Annotated in this window: 18 protein-coding genes; all 18 read right to left on the bottom strand. The window is 32.1% G+C overall.

The annotated features are described in order from the left end of the window. Positions 1–123 precede the first annotated feature (123 nt). On the bottom strand, positions 124–918 hold the full coding sequence (locus QMG30_RS08850) for an ABC transporter permease (RefSeq protein WP_281814706.1): 795 nt from the start codon (positions 916–918) through the stop codon (positions 124–126). A gap of 2 nt (positions 919–920) precedes the next feature. Then, on the bottom strand, positions 921–1,844 hold the full coding sequence (locus tag QMG30_RS08845; protein ID WP_281814704.1) for an ABC transporter ATP-binding protein: 924 nt from the start codon (positions 1,842–1,844) through the stop codon (positions 921–923). 72 nt (positions 1,845–1,916) lie between these two features. Further along, positions 1,917–2,453: a PadR family transcriptional regulator gene (locus tag QMG30_RS08840; RefSeq protein ID WP_281814701.1), complete on the bottom strand. Its 537-nt coding sequence runs from the start codon at positions 2,451–2,453 to the stop codon at positions 1,917–1,919. A gap of 429 nt (positions 2,454–2,882) precedes the next feature. Continuing rightward, positions 2,883–4,436 (bottom strand): acyl-CoA carboxylase subunit beta, encoded by a 1,554-nt coding sequence (locus tag QMG30_RS08835; protein WP_281814698.1) that lies wholly within the window; start codon positions 4,434–4,436, stop codon positions 2,883–2,885. Between the two features lie 48 nt (positions 4,437–4,484). Next, positions 4,485–5,498 (bottom strand): inositol 2-dehydrogenase, encoded by a 1,014-nt coding sequence (gene iolG, locus QMG30_RS08830; protein ID WP_281814695.1) that lies wholly within the window; start codon positions 5,496–5,498, stop codon positions 4,485–4,487. 27 nt (positions 5,499–5,525) lie between these two features. Beyond that, positions 5,526–6,422: a myo-inosose-2 dehydratase gene (gene iolE, locus QMG30_RS08825; RefSeq protein ID WP_281814692.1), complete on the bottom strand. Its 897-nt coding sequence runs from the start codon at positions 6,420–6,422 to the stop codon at positions 5,526–5,528. A gap of 39 nt (positions 6,423–6,461) precedes the next feature. After that, complete coding sequence (gene iolD / locus QMG30_RS08820; RefSeq protein ID WP_281814690.1) at positions 6,462–8,393, bottom strand: 3D-(3,5/4)-trihydroxycyclohexane-1,2-dione acylhydrolase (decyclizing); 1,932 nt, start codon at positions 8,391–8,393, stop codon at positions 6,462–6,464. A 20-nt stretch (positions 8,394–8,413) separates the two neighbouring features. Beyond that, positions 8,414–9,205: a 5-deoxy-glucuronate isomerase gene (locus QMG30_RS08815; protein WP_281814687.1), complete on the bottom strand. Its 792-nt coding sequence runs from the start codon at positions 9,203–9,205 to the stop codon at positions 8,414–8,416. Between the two features lie 41 nt (positions 9,206–9,246). Then, positions 9,247–10,077: a class II fructose-bisphosphate aldolase gene (locus QMG30_RS08810; RefSeq protein WP_281814686.1), complete on the bottom strand. Its 831-nt coding sequence runs from the start codon at positions 10,075–10,077 to the stop codon at positions 9,247–9,249. A 19-nt stretch (positions 10,078–10,096) separates the two neighbouring features. Continuing rightward, positions 10,097–11,476 (bottom strand): aldehyde dehydrogenase family protein, encoded by a 1,380-nt coding sequence (locus tag QMG30_RS08805; RefSeq protein WP_281814683.1) that lies wholly within the window; start codon positions 11,474–11,476, stop codon positions 10,097–10,099. A gap of 18 nt (positions 11,477–11,494) precedes the next feature. Beyond that, positions 11,495–12,511 carry a 5-dehydro-2-deoxygluconokinase gene (gene iolC, locus QMG30_RS08800; protein ID WP_281814681.1) on the bottom strand — a complete coding sequence of 339 codons (1,017 nt, stop codon included), beginning with the start codon at positions 12,509–12,511 and terminating at the stop codon, positions 11,495–11,497. A gap of 202 nt (positions 12,512–12,713) precedes the next feature. Further along, positions 12,714–13,727: a LacI family DNA-binding transcriptional regulator gene (locus QMG30_RS08795; RefSeq protein WP_281814679.1), complete on the bottom strand. Its 1,014-nt coding sequence runs from the start codon at positions 13,725–13,727 to the stop codon at positions 12,714–12,716. A 127-nt stretch (positions 13,728–13,854) separates the two neighbouring features. Beyond that, on the bottom strand, positions 13,855–14,109 hold the full coding sequence (locus QMG30_RS08790) for a hypothetical protein (RefSeq protein WP_281814676.1): 255 nt from the start codon (positions 14,107–14,109) through the stop codon (positions 13,855–13,857). Between the two features lie 76 nt (positions 14,110–14,185). Next, on the bottom strand, positions 14,186–15,196 hold the full coding sequence (locus tag QMG30_RS08785; RefSeq protein ID WP_330680704.1) for a LacI family DNA-binding transcriptional regulator: 1,011 nt from the start codon (positions 15,194–15,196) through the stop codon (positions 14,186–14,188). Positions 15,197–15,508: 312 nt separating this feature from the next. Continuing rightward, entirely contained in the window at positions 15,509–17,437 is a 1,929-nt protein-coding gene (locus tag QMG30_RS08780) for a glycoside hydrolase family 31 protein (protein ID WP_281814671.1), read from the bottom strand. A gap of 182 nt (positions 17,438–17,619) precedes the next feature. Beyond that, complete coding sequence (locus tag QMG30_RS08775; RefSeq protein WP_281814667.1) at positions 17,620–19,266, bottom strand: type 2 periplasmic-binding domain-containing protein; 1,647 nt, start codon at positions 19,264–19,266, stop codon at positions 17,620–17,622. A gap of 71 nt (positions 19,267–19,337) precedes the next feature. Continuing rightward, complete coding sequence (locus tag QMG30_RS08770; protein WP_281814664.1) at positions 19,338–20,225, bottom strand: carbohydrate ABC transporter permease; 888 nt, start codon at positions 20,223–20,225, stop codon at positions 19,338–19,340. 15 nt (positions 20,226–20,240) lie between these two features. After that, complete coding sequence (locus QMG30_RS08765) at positions 20,241–21,104, bottom strand: ABC transporter permease (RefSeq protein WP_281814659.1); 864 nt, start codon at positions 21,102–21,104, stop codon at positions 20,241–20,243.

Raw genomic sequence — 21,104 nt, 5'->3', positions numbered from 1 at the left:
TTCTTCTTTTTACGACAAAAGTTTTCTTAATGCATTATTTTCTATCAATATATTAAGAAAACCTTTTAGATTATATTATAAAATTCAACAAATAAAATACTTAGATTTATAATAATAAGAATTTTAATATTGTCCTAATAAACCTTTTTTTCTAGCAACTTTACTACATTTTTCAAAAACTATTAACCCGATAATAAAATAAATAGCTGAATTAGCAATTAATATTATGTAATCAGAAATAGGAAAATCGTATAACTTCTGTCCACCCAAAGTTATATCATATACTTTATCTATAGCTGGTCTGAATGGAATCAATGATATCCCCACCTCTCCTATCATGCTTTTAGTTGGAACTAATATAGCAATGAAAAAATATTGAATTATATTTAAGAATGATTGCACCTTTTTAAAAATAAGAGCTAACCCTCCAAAAATCAGACTAATACCAAACATACTGAATATACCTAAAATAATTAAGAGTAGCAACGGTCCCACATTGATATTAAGTTGATATCCTGTTGTTGCCATGATAAATACTAAAATGATAAAAGAAACTATCAGATTGATTACCAAATCGCAAATACTTCTAACTATCAATATCTTTCTAAACCCCATATCAGTCATACTAATTTGCTCTAAGGTACCTGTATTGGCATCCTTACTTATACTGTAGGCTATATTTTCATAAACCATTAGCATTATGGTCCAAAGGAAATAACCAATAACGAAGCCTTCCATTGTTTCTCCCAACTCTATAGGACTTACATTCATATAATTTCCAAACACTTTCACTCCATAAAACATGGCAATAAAAAGTACGTATAGACTCAATATGTTAGCAATGGTATTGAATTTATATCTAATCAGCTCTTTAAAAGATTTTTCTATGGACACTTTCACTAAATAAAATATCTTCATAATCAATCATTCACCTCACTAGTAAGATTCAAATAAACTCTTTCGAAGTTAACGTTTTTCTGTTTAAATTCTTTTATCAATATTTTATTTTGCTTTAAGCTATCTATTATGTCATATATATCCCTAATATCTAGTATATCGATTTCTAAAGAGTTTCCTTCGTTGACAAGATATAATTCATAATCTAACTTAGATAAGCAGATTTTTTCTTGTTCGTTAATAGTATGTTGTAAATTTATTTCGTAAGTCATGCTTTTAAACATATCCAGAAGATTGCTCATCGTATCATGAACTACTATTTTTCCATTATTCAATATGACGACATCATTACATACTTCTTCAACCAAATTCATATCATGGGTACATAGAAGTACCGTTTTCTTCATATTGTTAGCTATATACTTAAGTATGTTTTTTATTTCCATAAAGCTTTTGACATCTAGCCCAAGAGTAGGTTCATCTAGAATGACTATCTCTGTATCACATATTAATGCCATGGCTATTGCTACTTTTTGCTTCATACCTCTTGATAAATTATTGACTACCGTATCTTTCTTATCTGATAAATCAAAGTCATCAAGGAGACTATCGATTTTATCTTCGACTTTCTTGCCACCTAAACCTCTTATTCCTGCAAAATATCTTAAATTCTCTCTAGGCGTCAATCTCCAATATAGATTTCTAGTTCCTTCAAAAAGCGCTGCCACTTTATCTATGGATTTTACATTTCTCTTGCCATAAAGTCTAATATCTCCTGAATCAGGGATAATCAAATTACATATGCTTTTTATTGTAGTGGTTTTTCCCGATCCGTTGGGACCAAGGATTGCACATATATCTCCTTTATCAACTGCAAAAGAAATATTATCTACAGCTGTTAGGTCTCCATATTTTTTCACTAAATTATTGACTTCAATAACTTTCATTGCTACACCCCCAAAATTAGAATAATGTATTGCTCTTATTACCTCTAGGACTACCATTTTAAACTGATGTTTTCACTCTTTTTCTCCTTTCAATTTATTAATACTATTCTTAGCCCAATTAATACACATGTCATAATAATATTCTCCATAATCAGCAGTGATACTCCAATAAATTTCATCCTTATTCTTTTCGCATCTACTTCTACAAGCCTGTTGTATATTCATAAGTTCTTTTTCACATCTTTCCTTGAAATCTTCAAGCATTCTTATATTATCATCATCTCCTCTTTCCCCAGCGAAAAATGTTTTTAATAATAAAGGGTTTCTTGTAAATAATGCATCATCAACGCAATCAATAGTCAACCATTTTTCAAATTCATTTTTTCCTTCATCAGTTATCGTATACAGCTTTTTATTAGGTTTTTCTGTTTGAAAAACAATCTTGGAAGTTAACCATCCTTCATCTTCCATTTTATTTAATTCCCTATATATCTGACTTCTATTTGCTTGCCAAAAAAAATTCAAAGAACTTTTAAAGAACTTATCCAGTTCATATCCTGACATTGATCCATAATGTAATAATCCTAGAAGTCCATGTTTTAATGACATAATATATCCGCCTTTCTATAATTATATTACACTTGTTTCATATGATATGTTAATTATATTACATTAGTAGCTTATTATCAAGAATATCAATTTATTTTTTATAATATTATGTTATATCAGCAAATTAATTGTTTTTTTATATATAATATCAAATATTCATCTTATAAAATTAATGTTAATATATTTATTCAACTTAATTTTTTAAATAAATTTATATATGCCACCCATTAATCTATTACAGAACAAATAACTTTCAAAAACTTTTTTGATAATATCTACTTATATACAGTATAAAATATAAGAAGTAAGAGATATACTAATAATGCCGCAAAAAACATATATTAGTATGAAATCTCTTACTTCTAATCTAATAATACAATATGATTCATTTTTATTGTTACATAAGACATAGGTACGAAATGAATAATTTTACAAAGGTATATTCCCATGTTTCTTATTAATCTTTTCTACACGTTTACTTCTAAATGACTGTAATGCCGATATTATATAAGGTCTTGTCATCATAGGTTCGATAACTGCATCAACATAACCCCTAGAAGCTGCAACATATGGATTGGCAAAATTCTCTCTATACTCATTAACCTTTTGTTGTCGCATCCCATCAGGGTCTTCTGCTTTTTTTATATCTTTCCTAAAAATGATATTAGCTGCACCTTGTGCCCCCATAACAGCAATCTCAGCAGTAGGCCAAGCGAAAACTATATCTGCTCCAAGGTGTTTACTGCTCATAGCTATATAAGCTCCCCCATATGCTTTTCTTAATATGACATTAATCTTAGGTACTGTTGCTTCACAATACGCATATAGTAGTTTAGCTCCATGCCTTATGATTCCATTATGTTCCTGTTTAACCCCTGGAAAATACCCGGGAACATCTGTCAACGTGACAATAGGTATATTAAAACTATCAAGAAATCTAATAAATCTTGCCGCTTTATCAGAAGCATCAACATCTAGTGCTCCCGCAAGGAATTGTGGTTGATTGGCTATAATACCAACTGTCTCATTATTCATTTTGGCAAAACCTACTACTATATTCTGAGCGTAATTTTTATGTACCTCTATAAAACTATCTTTATCTATTATCTCATTAATAATTAACTTCATATCATAAGCTTTAGTTGGAGTTTCAGGTATGATATCCATAATTCTTGATGATTTTCTATTAGGATCATCTATTACATTAGTTTCTATAGGTTCCTCTAAATAATTCGAAGGCAGATAATTGATTAACTTTCTGATTTCCTTTATACATTCTGATTCATCAGCATAATGGAAATGTGCTACACCACTTTTGCTTGCATGAACATTTGCTCCTCCAAGCTCTTCCTTGGTTATTTCTTCACCTGTTACCGTTTTTATTACTTCCGGTCCTGTAATAAACATTTGACTTGTATTATCCACCATAAATACAAAATCAGTTATAGCTGGTGAATAAACAGCTCCTCCTGCACAAGGCCCCATTATTACTGATATTTGTGGAATTATACCTGACGCTTTTGTATTTCTATAAAATATCTCTCCAAAACCTCCTAGAGCATCTATTCCTTCTTGAACTCTAGCTCCACCAGAATCATTGATTCCTATTATAGGAGCACCTGTTTTAAGAGCCATATCCATTACTTTGCATATTTTTTGAGCATGTACCTCACCTAGAGAACCACCCATTACTGTAAAATCTTGTGCGTATACATATACCAAACTGCTGTCGATAGTACCATAACCAGTTACAACACCATCACCCGGTATTTCTACTTCATCAAGTCCAAAATCAGTTGATCTATGTTTCATATAAGCTCCTATTTCTACAAAACTATTAGCATCAAGAAGCATATCGATTCTTTCTCTTGCTGTCATTTTCCCGGAATTATGCTGTTTCTCTATTTTTGTTCTCCCTCCACCTTCTAGTAGCTTGTTTTTACGCTTGTACATTTCCTGTATACTCATTTGCATATTTGTCATTATTTCACCTCCCTGGAAGTAAATATCATGTAATCAAATTCATAGCAACTATACTATTTCAGATATTTTGATAGGTCTTCCTTCTTCCAGAGATTTCTTAGCTGCCATTGCAATTATAACTGCATTTAATCCGTCAATTCCTTTTACAGGTGTTTCTGTATCATTTTTTATAGCTTCAAAAAACTCTTTCATTTCATTTATAAATGATTTCATATATCTTTCTAAAAAGAAGTATAATGGCTTGTCTTTTGAAACTGCCTGCTCAGTCCTTAATATTGTATTGGTTTCAGTATCATTTTTTGCCTCAATAGAACCTTTTGAACCAAATACTTCAACTCTCTGGTCGTATCCATAAACAGCTTTTCTACTGTTATCAATTACTGCTATAGCACCATTTTGAAATTTGATAGTTACTACTGCTGTATCAACATCACCTGCTTCTCCGATTTTCTTATCGACTAAGCTTGCTCCCACTGCAAAAACTTCACTAGCTTCACTTCCTGCTTGAAATCTAGCCATATCAAAATCATGGATGGTCATATCGAAGAACAGTCCTCCAGATACTTTTACATATTCAATTGGTGGTGGTTCAGGATCTCTTGATGTGATTTTAATGATATGAGGTTCACCTATAACACCATCTTTTGTAATTTGATTTATCCTGTTGAAGTTATGGTCAAATCTTCTATTGAAACCAACTTGAAACTTAACACCTGATTTTTTTACTGCTGTTAATACTTTTGAGATTCTATCCAAATCATAATCTATTGGTTTTTCACAGAAAACATGTTTCCCTGCTTCTATAGCTTCTATTGAAATCTGAGCATGAGTATCTGTTGACGAACATACAAGTACTGCATCTATTTCCTTATCTTCAATTATTTTGTGATAATCATCATATACGTTTTTAATACCTAAACTTTCAGCCCACTCATTCACACCATCTAATTTGATATCTGATACTGATTTGATAACTGCATCAGGTATATTGTAAGTTATACTCTTTGCATGAAGTCTTCCAATTCTCCCAACACCAATAATACCGACATTTATTTTTTCCATATATGTATCCTCCATTATAATAAGTAATTAAATCCCTGTGTTTTTCTTAATATATTTTCTAGCTTTTAATGCATATTCAAAAGGATTAGCTTTTGAAGGGTCCTGTTCAGCTTCAACTACCATCCAACCTTCATAATCACTATCTTCCAATATCTTAAAAATAGGCTGAAAATCAATTATTCCATCTCCTGGTACTGTAAATACTCCCATTTTGACCCCTTCTAGAAAGCTCAATCTATTTTTCTTGACTTCATTAACTATTTCCATACGAACATCTTTCAGATGAACATGTGCCACTCTTTTTATATGTTTATCCAATACGTCATAACAAGCTTTTGAACTTAACTCTGAATAAGCTAAATGCCCTGAATCAAATAATAAATACACATTATCATTAGTCATATTCATGAACTTGTCAACTTCTTCAGGAGTTTGTACACCTGTTCCCATATGATGATGATAAGATACTTTCATTCCTTTTTCAGCAGCTAATTCAGCTAGTTTATTCATACCTTTTGTAACTTTCATCCATTCTTCTTCTGTAAATACCGGTTTAGCATAGAATATTGCTTTTTTTGTTCCTTGAATACTATTTCCTTGTTCAGAACAACCAATCATTTTAGCTCCTAGAGCATACAAGAAATCTCTTTGTTTAATGAAATTATTAATTGTAACCTCTTCTGGTTCTGAAGTAAAAAGAGTTGAAAACCATGCATTACATATGCTTATGCCTCTTGGGTCAAGATATTGTTTTAGTATTTTCGGATCTTTTGGATATTTATTTCCTATTTCACTACCTGTAAACCCTGCTAACGCCATTTCACTTATACACTGTTCAAAAGTATTTTCTGAGCCAAGTTCAGGCATATCGTCATTAGTCCACGCAATGGGAGCTATGCCTAATTTCACTTTATTTCTATCCAATTTTTCAGCCTTCTCTCATAATTTATTTATTGAATATGATTAATATCTTCTAGCTTCGTCGATTCTTTTCTTTAATTCTTCTGTAGCATTTATAATGCTTTCTTTTTCTGCAACTTCAGCATTTCCCACACGCCAGAATGATTCATAACCATCAGTCATAGTTTTTGGTAGAACTTTAATATCAATTAAAGTTGATACATCCTGTTTCTTGGCATCATTTATAGCAGATACTAAGTCTTCCTCTGTTCTGACAGTATATGTTTTGCATCCATATGAGGCTGCATTCATAGCGAAATCAATTTTAATGAGTTTTCCATCCAATAATCCTGTCTTATCATTTCTATGACGCATTTCTGTACCGAAACTTCTCATTCCATTACTCATCTGTAGATTATTTATACAACCGAATTCCATATTATCAAATAGTAGAATATTGATCTTAGCACCTTCTTGTATCGATGTGACAAGTTCTGAATGAAGCATCATATATGAACCGTCTCCAACCATTGCATAGACTTCTCTTTCTGGTTGAGCTAGTTTCACACCAAGTGAAGCGTTGACTTCATAACCCATACAGGAATAACCATATTCCATATGATAAGTGTCAGGCTCTTTCGGTCTCCATACCCTTTGTAAATCACCTGGCAAACTTCCTGATGCACCCACAATGATTGAACTGTCATCTAGAATATCATCCAGTACACCTAATACTCTTGTTTGTGTCAAACTAGATTGTTGTATATCCTTATACTCTTCTAATTTGTCATCAAGATGTCCTCGTATCTCAGGTATAAATTTATCCTCATACTTAACATTAAATAAACGATTCACTTCATTATTCCATTTATCTTTGATATCTCTTATCTCATTGGTATAAGCTGATTTATACTTTTCCTTCTGTAATCTTATTGTCAATATCTCCAAAGAGGTCTTTGCATCAGCAACTACTTTCACTCCATCTAACTTACATGCATCAAATGAAGCTACATTGATATTAAGGAATTCAACTTCTGGATTCTGAAACAACCATTTGGAAGCAGTTGTAAAGTCGGTATATCTAGTTCCAACACCAATAATCAGATCGGCTTCTTTCGCTAAAACATTTGATGCAAGATTACCTGTTGTTCCTATACCTCCCATATTCAATGGATAATCCCATGTAACTGTACTTTTACCTGCTTGTGTCTCTCCAAAAGGTATGTTAAATCTCTCGGCAAATTCTTTTAATGCATCACCTGCTTCGGAATATCTAACCCCTCCACCGCATATGATAAATGGTTTTTTCTTATTTTTTATGATATTGAATGCATCATTAATCATACCTTCTGTAGGAATTCTTCTTTCAATCCTATGTATACGCTTATTAAAAAAACTAATTGGATAATCATAGGATTCTCCCTGAACATCTTGAGGAATTGCTATAGTTACAGCACCTGTCTCAGCTGGGTCTGTCAAAACACGCATAGCGTTAATCAAAGAAAACATTATCTGTTCAGGTCTGTATATCCTATCAAAATATTTACTTACTGCCTTATAAGCATCATTTGTAGTAAGTGTAAGATCATGAAATTGTTCAACCTGTTGAAGAACAGGGTCAGGTTGTCTACAAGCATATGTATCACCAGGAAATAATAATACTGGTATTCTATTAGCCGTAGCAGTAGCAGCTCCTGTTACCATGTTAGCGGCACCAGGTCCTATGGAAGAAGTACAAGCATAGATTTGTCTTCTATGTTTCTGTTTTGCATAGCCTATTGCCGTATGCACCATTCCTTGTTCATTTCGACCTTGATGAACTTCTAAATCTCCCCTATCTTGTTCAAGCGCCTGACCAAGACCTAATACATTACCATGACCGAATATAGTAAAAAAACCTTTAATGAATTTTTGCTCTTTTCCATCAAAAACTATATATTGATTATTAAGGAATCTAACTATAGCTTGAGCCATAGTTAAACGAATAGTTTCCATTTACCTTCCTCCTCATTTATTTATTTTTGATACCAGATTTTAGCATCTTTTTCACATAACCATTTATGTTTATCTTCAAAAATTCTGTCTTTCAGCCATCGTTTTTCTTTTAAATGTGGTATCATCCATACATAATACATTGCATAACCAGGGGCAGAACATTGTGGATGGACTACATTACTAGTAACTAAAGAAACACTTCTATTTTCTACTTTACTGACCTCATCTCCTATTAAACTGAATCCGAATCCGCTATCAGGTAAGAATTTGTAGTAATATACTTCAGGCTGTACATGATAATGAGGTGGATAAGAAGACCATTTGCCAGGATGATTAATAACTTCCCCTATAACTAAGTTAGAATAAGGAGCTATATCATCATCAATAATGGTTCTAACAGTTCTGATTGAAGTATTTGAAAGAGTATCTTTACCAAAAACATCACTATTACAATCTTCACCCTCGTATAGCTTAGTATCAAAAACATTGTCATTGCAAACCGCTTCATAGCATAACTCAGATTCTGATAATCCAGTAATAATTACTTTTTTATCTTTTGGCATGTGTAGGCATATGGGATTTTCATCAAAGCAACTATCTCTTTTTACAATTGCTTCTTTATCATCCCATTGAAACTTGATATTCCCATTAATCAATAGAATCGCTCTTTCTTTTGGTTCTGCATTTTCATATACATAATCTTCTTTAACTCTAATAATCCCCATATCCATTTTCATTTCACTATGTTTACCTTCTAATTCAGTAATAGGGTTATAACCGTATTCATATTCTTTTTCCCTACGAACAACCATCTATAACATTCCCTTCTTGTATTAACAATAATTATTACTAATTACCATCCCAAAAGTTTGTATTTATTGAGTACTACTTCTTTTACTTGTCTCATTGGTTCTTCAAAAAGTTTGATCCTGTCAATTTCATTTTTATGATTATTTATTTCTTTTCTCAATGTATTCCCAAATGCCATTCTAAGAGCTGTTCCTATATTGACTTTACCCACATGATAAGTTGATAATTTAGTTAGATCTCTATCAGCAAGTCCTGTTGAACCATGTATAACTAGTGGTACACTGGTTATACTCTGTATTTCTTCTAGTAGTTCATATTGAATTTCAGCTGTTTGTTTTTGCATTCTATGTAGTGTTCCTACCGCTACCGCTAAAGCATCTACACCTGTTTCTTCTGCAAATATTTTAGCTTCTTGTGGATTGGTGTAAATTGCTTTTGCATTTATAGATGGGTCATCATAACCTACTGAACCTATTTCAGCTTCGACTGAAACACCGCATGAATGAGCAAGTCTAACAACTTCTTTTGTTCTTGTAATATTTTCTTCAATAGGCAATTGAGAACCGTCATACATAACTGACGTAAATCCTGCAGCTATAGCTTTAACACATAATTCGTAACTGCCAGCGTGGTCAAGATGAATACTTATGGGTATATTATGATTTTCACTTATAGCTCTATAAAGTGCGGCTTGACATTTAACATCCATATGTAAAACTGCATCTTTATTACTCATTAATATTGCAGGTGCATTTAACTTATTTGCTACCTCTATGACCATCATTGCATCTTCATAACCGTAAACATTGAATCCTGGAACAGCTGTATTGCTGTCAGCTACCCCCATTAAAATCTCCTTCATATTTACTAACATCTATGTACTCCTTTTCACCTTATTTAGCCAAATCGCCAAACAACTCATAATCAGTAGGTATCACTTCTTTTATTGGTGTGGATACCCACGTTACGTTAATATAATGTTTCCAAGTTATATTTTCAGAAGCGATATTACCTCCCCAAGTACCGCATCCTAGGGTTAATGTAAATGGCATTCCATTCTCCCAATTGCCACTGTTAGCATAACATTGTGGCTGTCTAACCATAATACGGCTTACTTTTACTTTATTACCCAATATCTCAATACGACTATCTTCTTTTGTATGTATACCACATGAATGTCCTGTTCCTTGATAACCAGTTATTTCATTTACCTTGTCAACTGCTTCATTGAAATCTTTTACTTTATATAGAGAAACTACTACTGACATTTTTTCTCCAGAAAATGGATAATCTGCTCCTACACCATTTTCTTCAACCATAATGAATTCCTTATCATCAGTTATGTCGATACCTGCAATATCAGCGATTTTATTTGCTGGTTGTGCAACTATTTTACGATTAAGTTTTCCTTCCTGCCACATGGCATTCTGTAGTTCAACCTTTTCTTCTTTTTTAGCTAGGTATCCTCCTTCATCTATTAGATTAGATACCATTTCATCATATACGCTTTCAACGATTACCAAAGAATTCTCAGATGAACAGCTAGTAGCATAATCATAAGTTTTACTTAACTTGATTTTATGAGCCGCATCTTTCAAGTCAGCTGTTTCGTCAACTATTACAACTGCGTTACCTGCTCCAACGCCATATGCTGGAGTACCTGAAGAATAAGCTGATTTAACCATTCCCGAACCTCCAGTAGCGACAACTAAGTCACATTGTTTCATAAGTTCATTACTCAACTCCAAAGAAGGTTCTTCTATTGTGATAATCAAATCTTCTGGAACTTTATATCTTTTGAGAGTCTGTCTCATGATATCCACAATATGCTTATTGGTTTTTTTAGTACGAGGATGTGGTGCAAATACAATGGCATTTCTGCCTTTTATTGCATTCATTGCTTTAATTACTGGTGTCGCCTCTGGGTTAGTACATGGAACTAAAGCTCCTATGACTCCTACAGGTTTTGCAAATTTGATAAGTCCTTTTTCTGGTATTCTTTCTATAACTCCCACTGATTTACCATCTTTCATGTCTCTTAGAGATCCACGGACTTTTTTCATCAATTTAGAATATTTGCCTTCATAGTTACCAAGTTGTGATTCTTCTACTGCCATTCCTGCTATCTCTTTAGCTGTTTCTTCTTGAACGATATCCCATGCTATCGCTTTTATTAATTCATTAACCTTCTCTTGTGTAAAATTTTCTGCTACTTTTTGTGCCTCTCTAGCACGAATTATTAATTTGTTTATATCATTTTTTGCATCTGACATTATGTAATTCCTCCCTAATTATATATTCTTTACATCATAAGATTTTTCACCATCATATTGCTTTATGAATCTATGTATCTTATTAATATCTGGCATAGCATCTGAACAACTGTGACTTGATACAACAATGGAAGCTGAAGCTGCACCTAATTCCATAGCTTTTCCTGGATCATATCCTTGCATTAATCCATATATGAATCCACCTGCATAAGAATCTCCTGCACCAAATGTCTTAACAGGTATTACAGGAAAAACTGCTCCTGTATATTTTTTTCCTTCTGCTGTATAAGCATATGAACCTTCTTTTCCATGTTTTATGACCATTATTTTTGCATTGTAATCGAACCATTTGTTAGCCGTAACATCATCATCTTCATTATCAGGATCAGAAATCATCTCAAGCATATCAAATTCTTCTCTAGTTCCTATGATTACATCACATCTTTCAGCCAACAAGCTATAATATATAGCAGTTTCTTCAACTGATTTCCAAGTATATGGGCGATAATCTATATCAAAAAAGACTACTGTCTTATGCTTTCTTGCAAGTTCTACTGCCGCAAATACTGCTTCTCTAGATGGACTAGCAGCTAGAGCGGTTCCTGATATAAGTATTGCTTTTGACCTTTTGATATACTCCTCTTTTACATCACATATATCAAATTTAAGATCAACAGCATTATAACGATACATTAAAATACTGCAATCTGTTGGTGATTTGATTTCCGTGAATGTAAGACCAGTTTTGGCACCTGATTCATCTACAGTGACATTAGAATAGTCGATGCCACTATCCTTTAGATAATTAATAATAAAACGCCCGAATTGATCATCAGCGACTCTTCCAATAAATCCTGATTTTAGTCCCAACCTTGATACAGCTATACATATATTAGCTGGAGAACCTCCTAAATATTTAGAAAATGTAGATGTTTCTTCCATAGGACCCATCTCATTAGCATTCAAATCTACTGCAAGACGCCCTAGTGCTATTAAATCCAGATCTCTATTTTTTTGAAATACCAAGTTGTTCATTATAATCCTCCTTATCATTTTCTACTAAAACGTTTACGTTAAGTATAAAAAAATAATTCACTTGTTACATTTATATTGGGAAAACGTTTACGTTATCCCCAAAAAATAAATAATAGGTTTAGAGTAAACGTTTTAGTTGTGCCTATAAGTAAATCTTTCAATAAGGTCTTTACTACTTGTTATTAAAAGACTATTTCAATGTTTAATTTATTTTTTTAACGGAATCTCTAATTACCAGATTAGGCTTGAATATAATATTATCTTGTATTTTATTACTTCTGCCTTCAATAATATTAATTATCATGTTAGCCGCTTCTCTTCCCATTTCATGTATCGGTTGGGCAACAGTTGTCAACTTAGGTCTAACTAAACTAGCGATATCTATATCATCGAATCCAACAACTGATATGTCTTCTGGAACATCAATTCCCATATCTTCTAATTTTTCCATTGCTCCTATAGCCATAAGATCATTGCAGCATGCTATTACTGTAAAATCTTTTGTCTGACTAAATAGTTTTCCAACTGCATTATAACCATCTTTTATAATATAGTCACCTTGAACTATTAGGTCAGAATCAATAGGCATATCATAGTCGGATAGAGCATTGATATATCCTTTGTATCGTTCATTAGTGGAGTAGCTGTCTAAAGGTCCCGTTATAAAAGCGATTTTTCTATGCCCATTGAGTATAAGATATTCAACTAATTCATACATAGCTTTTCTATTGTCAAGATAAACACATTTGCATCTTTTTGTTTCCGGTTTGGAATCAATGAATACTAATGGTAGAGAACTTTTCATTATCTTATTCAATATGGTATTGCTTATGGTATGAAAGTTATTATATATTATTCCACATACATAATGTTCATTAAGAAAATCTAAATAAGCAGCTTCTTTTTCTTTTGAATTATTACCATCGCATAATATGATATTATATCCATGTTCATGCGCTACATCTTCTATTCCTTTTGTCATCTTAGGATAAAATGGATTAGTCAAATCTGGAATGATCAATCCTATTATTTTGGATTTTTTGGTTACTAATCCTCTTGCAACTGCACTTGGTTGAAAATCATATTGGTCAATAAGTTCAAGAATTCTTTTTCTTGTTTCTTCTCCTACACCTTTACTTTTATTATTTACAACTCTTGAAACAGTAGCAACAGATACATTTGCTATCTCGGCTATATCTTTTATAGTAACTTTCATAATTCCAACTCCTAAAATAAATTGAACACAAAAATATATCATTAAATAATGATTAAAGTTATATTAGAGTAAACGTTTTAGTAACTTTGTTTTCATTATATAATGATATATTATCCTTGTCAATGACTTATTTTATTTCTTCTTCTCTTTCTTTTTCTTCTAGTGCTTTTTTCTCTTCCATTTCCATTCTTTCTGTTCTTTTTCCATAGAGGAATATTGCTAATGCCAACATCATCAAGACTGTTCCTACACTTTTCGAGGTAGATGGGTCTAGTTCTTTACCTGTAATAAGCTGAAATAAACCTATTCCCATATATATTACAGCAATAACTATAACTACAGCTCTCCAATGTTTATCAAAAAAATTTTTTATTCGTTCCATCTTGTTGTATCCTCCAATTCATTTTGTAAATTCCTAGTTTGATTACCTTAATATCATTTTTCATCGTTAATATTATTTATTGATTAATTTTTTTTACTGAATCTCTTATAACAAGATTTGTTGGAATCTTAATGTTTGGCTCTTTATTATTCTTTTTTTCAATCATATTTATTAATTTCTCTGCTGCTATATTACCTTTTTCTATGATATCTTGATTTATGGTTGTAAGTTTAGGATTAACAAGTTTAGATAAATATACATTATCAAAACCAATAATAGAAATATCGTCAGGAATACTATATCCGTTATCTTTTAACACTTCCATTATTTCTATAGCAAGAATATCAGCACTGACACATATACCTGTTTTATTCTTTACAAAATCAAGAATTCTATTACTACATTCAGCATCATCAAAATTGATTTCTTCTATTTCTAATACATCATTTGAATGATTGAAAGGAATCCCTTTGTTCTTTAATGCATCTTTGAACCCATTCAGTCTCATACTAATAACACTGGGGTAATCTATATGATAAGATATGAAACCTATTGATTCGTGTCCCATCTCCAACAAATAGTCTGCTGCATTATACTCACCTTCGTAGTCTTCTGACCCAATATTGATGTATTTCAATTCTTCATAATAAGTATCTATAAAAACTACTGGAACGTCTTTAAATTTTTCTAACTTAGGAAGCTGATACCCTATAAGGCTAAGTATTACGAAACCATCAACACTCCAATTCTGCATTAGCTGATACATATCTTCATATGTATCTATAGATTTTATCATAAGGTAATATTCTTTAGCACTTATAACTTTTTCAATGCCTGTCAAAATCTGAGAATGAAATGGATTCTGCATAAACCCCTCTATGGTTTTTGGAAATATCACACCTATTATCTTAGAAGAATTCTTTACAAGCGCTCTAGCATTTTTATTAGGTATATAACCTGTTTCTTTTATGACTTTTTGAACTTTGTCAATAGTCTTTTGTGAAACTTTTTTATAATTTCCATTAATAACATTGGAAACTGTAGTAGGCGTTACTCCAACAGCATTAGCAATATCTCTTATAGTCATATATCTTTTCCCCTTCAATTGATATTCATACATTTTGGTATTAACAATTCACAGCATCCAAGGTTTGTTAATAATCAACAATCATTATAATATATAAATAATAATTTTGTCAAAATGCAAAAAAACGAAATACTTTGCATATAGTCTACCGCCAAACCTTACATATGTCAAGAGATGACAAAAGGGTTTTGTAGTTATTTTGCTGATGACGTCTCTGTATTATTACATCAAAAATGTATCGATTTGATTTTCACCAAACCGATACATTCTATAGAGTTTCTAAATTCATGCTTTCTATATTTTATAAATATATTATATATTCTTAATAATATCAAATCTAATATTTCCAGATAGAACTTTTGCCTTATGGATATCATCTTTCCAAGTTATAATTATTTTATTTCCTAGATCATCATGAAAACAATATTCTCCTTCATTACCAACTATGTAGAAACATAATTGATTATAACTTTTCGTACTATTACCAACATAACTACCTAATTTCCTGTCTTCACCTAAATTCAAGGCAATACATGCTCCATTACGTGCAAAAACCGGAATTCGTTCTTTTCCACAATGGATTTGATATTTTTTGTTTCCTTTTAATATTTCACCACTCCAAAGATTAGTCCATATACCATCTGGTAGATATACCTCTCTATCTGTCTTGCCTTCAGTTATTACAGGAGCAATTAAAATATCCCCAAGCATGAAACAATCTTCAATATCATATACCGACTCATCGTCTGGATACTCTAAAACTAGATGTTTCATCATTGGAACACCATCATCACAGGAGTTTATTGCTTGATTATATATGTAAGGTAATAAATTCGTTCTTAGATTATAATGATATCTTAACCTATCTATCAAGTCTTCATCTTGATAGCATGCAGCCATATTCCACGGACTTCTATCATTATTATCTTTTGTACTAGGCATTATTTCTGAAAATTGGCCACCTAATGGTTCTGAGTGCCATTGCATTATAGGTGTGAATACAGCTAACTGTGTTGCTCTTTCATACAGTTCAATGGATGGAAGTTCTCCTGCGAATCCAGCAATATCAAAACCCCAAAAAGGAACTCCACTTATACCTAATGATATTCCAGCAATTATAATATGACGAAATTCATCCCAAGTAGATTGCTGATCACCAGCCCATTGTATCGGAAAATTTTGTTGTCCTTTATAGCCAGCTCTGCTGAATAATATTCTGTCTTTGCCTATAAAATCATGATAAGCTTGTACATAACTAGATGCATAAGCATTTTTCAATTCAATACCTTTCATACCATTATGAGCTTGTATATCATCATCATAGACAAATTCTCCACCATCTGTTTTAAATCCATCTACTCCTATATCTAATAGATGTTGTCTTTTAGAAAACCACCATTTTATTGTTCCTGGATTAGTGAAATCCGGAATCATTGACCCACTGAACCAATGTCCCTCTGGAATAATATATGGACTTCCATCTGAATTTTTCAAGCATAAATTATTCTGCTTAACATATTCCCAATCTTCATTATTGATTCTATGTGATTCTCCCTCATACATTTTTTTTATAACTGGACATTGCCACAATAATAATTTGATCCCTCGTTCATGAAGTTTATCAATCATTTCTTTAGGGCTTTTCCATTCACCATTTTCGTTCCATCTATAAAAAGTAGCTTCGTCACTCCATGCTTCAAGAACCATGACATTGGCAGGGAACCTATATTTTTCTAGTAAACCGATCTGCTCTTCTACTAATTCATATTTGTTCCATCTATTGGCTGATATCCATGAACCGAAACTCCATTTTGGTATAATTGAAGGTTTGCCAGTTAACTTCACATATTCCATGATGATATCTTTAGGTTCGCCAAGGAAAAAATATATTTCTGGAAATACATCTAAACTATCTCTATTAATCGTAATCTTTATTGTATCAGCAAATTCAAATTCATTTATTACCCATGAATCCACATAAACTCCTAATCCTGTATTGGTGAAGAAAAAAGGAATAGGACAATAACTGATTTTATCTTGATTACAAAATTTTTCATATACATGTGATTGTACAGTTAAACCTTTCTGATTAATATGATTGAATCTTTCTCCCATACCATAAGCTGCTTGATAATCCATATTAATGACAACTGTACATTCATTATTTTCTTTTTCCAAGTATACAGAATCCAAATCATTAATATCTGTTACATCATTTAAATCATACTTATATGTTTTCATTTTATAATCCTCATATTTGTATCATATCAATTATCTTTCTGCATTAATTGTATTAATAAAGGGGTTGCTACACAATTTCATATTATTACATTAAGAGGAAAGCCTATATTAGGATAAAACCGAAATATTACAGAACAACCCCTTATTAACATATCATCCATTAAGCTATAGTAAAATAAATATTATTCATCTTTTGTATAACGCTCCATTGCATCAGTACGAATTTGAATCAAACGTTCTAATCCCATTTCATTCAATTTATTGACATACTCATCCCAACCTTCATCTACATTACCATTAATTACCCAATCAGCTCTAGTAACTTCAATAAATTTATTGATATCTGTTTCCAACGAAGCCAATTCTTCTATTTCTTCTGAACTCAATAATACTTTTGGATACGATTTAGTGATATAATCTTCTCCTAATTTACTTAATTCAAGTTTCAATCCATCTCCACTTTCAGGTGATAATTTGATTTTCTCTTGGAATTCTTCGCTTACATATTTTGGTCCAAAATCTCTTAGGCTCTGGTCCCAATACCAACCATCAGCACTAGTTCCCTCTGGAGGATTGTTAAGAGTATAAGTATCATCATCATTTTTAGATATAACTGTTCCTATAGCTCCCCAGAAATTCTGGATACTTGCTTCACCTGTATAGAATTCATCAAGCCAACGAGCAGCTATTTCAGGATGTTTACAATCTTTTGATATTAAAGCTTCATTACGTTCTATAGCACTAATACCATTTTTATCTCCACCAGCATATCTTTTTCCATCTGATCCAGCAATAGGTGCTAATGCAATATATTCATCTTTCCATTGTCCATATACAGCATCTGGAATCCAGTTATATGAAAAACCTACTCTTGAAACATTAGGATCTTGGTTCTTACCTAGAGACATAGTATCATCTTGTGTAAAAGCTTCTGCATCGATAATACCTTCATTATATAATTCATGAAGCCATTTTATACCTTTTTTATATTGTTCACATGTTGGATAAAATGTTAGTGTGTCATCTTCATCAACAAGCATCATGGCTCCATTTACATCAGTTATACCAAAAGGATTAAGTAAGTCCATGGAAAGACCTTTACTTCCTGTTATAGGTATTTCATCATCAGGGTCACCATTACCATTAGCATCTTTTTCTTTGAACGCTTTTAGTACTGAATGTAACTGATCAATATCAGTTGGTTCATCTAATCCCAATCTATCTAACCAAACTTTGTTGATAATAGGTTGGTTACACACAACAGGTCGACATGGAAGATTCTTACCCATTGAGTACATTTTCCCATCTAAATATGTAACTGTCTTTTTTAGATCTGGCATATCTGTTAAAGCCTTCTTGTAATTAGGCATATACTCATCTACTATATCATCAAGTGGTAAAAACATCTCTATATTATTTAGAACGTTAGTATCTTCAAATGTTTTGTTTCCAAGAATAATATCAGGTAGTTCTCCTCCAGCTAACAATATTCCTCTTTGTTCTTCCCAATCACTTAATGATTGAACTTGCCACTCTATTTTTACATTTGTCTTGGATTCCAGATCTTTCAAGAATTGATTTTGTGTGAAGCTATCTCCCATATTACCCCATCTAGTAGTTAATACGGTTAACGTTACAGGTTCATTAACTATAGGTAATCCTTCTTTGTTGAAATTGCTATCAGCAGTTCCTGCAACTTCTGTTGCACCACCATCATTTGATTTCTCGTTCTTGGACCCACATCCTGTAACACATGTAATCATTAATACTGCTACAACTAAAAGACTTATAGTCTTTTTCATAGATAACTTTGTTGTTTGATTTCTCATTGTTAATTCCTCCTTAGTATAGAAAATCATAAATTTTGATTGTATTCTATTTAAATTTATAAAACTAACTCTCACCCTTTCACTGCTCCAATCATTACACCTTTGTTAAAATATTTCTGAACAAATGGGTATACACACATAATTGGAAGTGTAGATACTACTATCACTGAATACCTCATAAGATTAGCCCTTCGTAGTGCAATCTGTGCTGCTTCACCACTACCAATTGCAGTCTGCATGTTATTAGTAATCAAAATATTCCTTAGTATCAGTTGAAGAGGATGCAGACTACTGCTCTTCAAATAAATTAATGCATTAAAATATGAGTTCCATTGACCAACTGCTATCCAAAGTCCCAAAACTGATACTATAGCTTTTGATAGAGGTAATACAATCTGAACGAAATATCTTATATTACCACATCCATCAATTCTAGCTTGATCCCATAAAGTTTCTGGAATGGAATTCTGAAAAAACGTTCTAGCTACAATTATATTAAATGCAGATACTGAAAATGGAAGTACAATAACCCAGAACTTGTCATAGAGTCCAAAATTCTTTATAGTAAGAAATGTTGGTATCAATCCTCCATTAAAAAACATGGTAAATACAAATAGTAGCATGAAGAATTTTCTACCTACGAAATCTTTTCTGGATAATGTATAAGCAGCAGTTACATTAACGAAAACACCGATTGCAGTTCCTGCTATTGTATATAAAATTGTATTTTTATATCCTATCCATATATCTTTGTGCTTCAGAAGTTCTGTATAACCTTCCAAAGTAAATCCTTTCGGCCATAACCACACATTACCGCTTGCCACAGCCGCAGGATTACTGAAGGATGCAGTAACAACAAAATATATTGGATAAAGAATAAGTATTAGTACAATAATTGATAACGAATATAATATAATATCGAACTTAGTGAATTTCTTTCTTTTTTTTGTATAGCCCATTATTATGCCTCCCCTCTACCATAAGCTGTTATCAGATACTTTTCTGCTAAATTTGTTGACAGATATCAGAAGTATGAAGTTAATTATTGTACTGAACAAGTTCACTGCTGAGGAATAACTGTATTGTGAACTTTTCATTCCCAATTTATAGACATATGTAGAAATAACTTCACTATTCAAGAGATTAAGGTCATTTTGCATAAGGTATACTTTTTCGAAGCCCAGAGCCATGAGTCCACCACATCTCAGTATCAATAATGTCATAGCCGTAGGTATCAACATTGGAATATCTACATACAATATTTTTTGGAACTGACTTGCACCATCAATACTAGCAGCTTCATATAGATTAGGATCTACAGATGATAACGCAGCAATATAGATTATGGAATCCCATCCCATATGTTGCCATATATCCGACCATACATACAGATGTTTGAAAGCTGAAGTACTACCCAATAGATTTGGTGCCTTTGCCCCGAACAAATCATATATCTGACCAATTAATCCTGTTCCAGGTGAAAAAATCAGATTAATTATTCCGACTATTACTACCGTAGAAATAAAGTGAGGCATATATGAAATAGTCTGAAATGTTTTTTTGTACTTGTTATTTCTCATTTGGTTAATTGCTAGTGCAAAGATTATTGGTATAGGAAAGCCGACCAATAAATTATAACCTGTTAAGACCAAAGTATTTTTAATTGTACTGACAAATTGATAAGAATTAAAATATTTAATAAAATATTTGTACCAAGGGTCAGCCCATGGACTACCCATAATACCAAGAGAACCTTTGTAGTCCTTAAATGAAATCAGAACCCCATACATTGGTATGTAACTAAAACAGATCAATATTATTAAAGATGGTAATAACAA

It is taken from the genome of Vallitalea longa (assembly GCF_027923465.1).
In the GTDB taxonomy this organism is placed as follows: Bacteria; Bacillota; Clostridia; order Lachnospirales; family Vallitaleaceae; genus Vallitalea; species Vallitalea longa.
The sequence above is the reverse complement of the archived record's forward strand: the minus strand, read 5'-3'. Positions and strand labels throughout refer to the sequence as shown.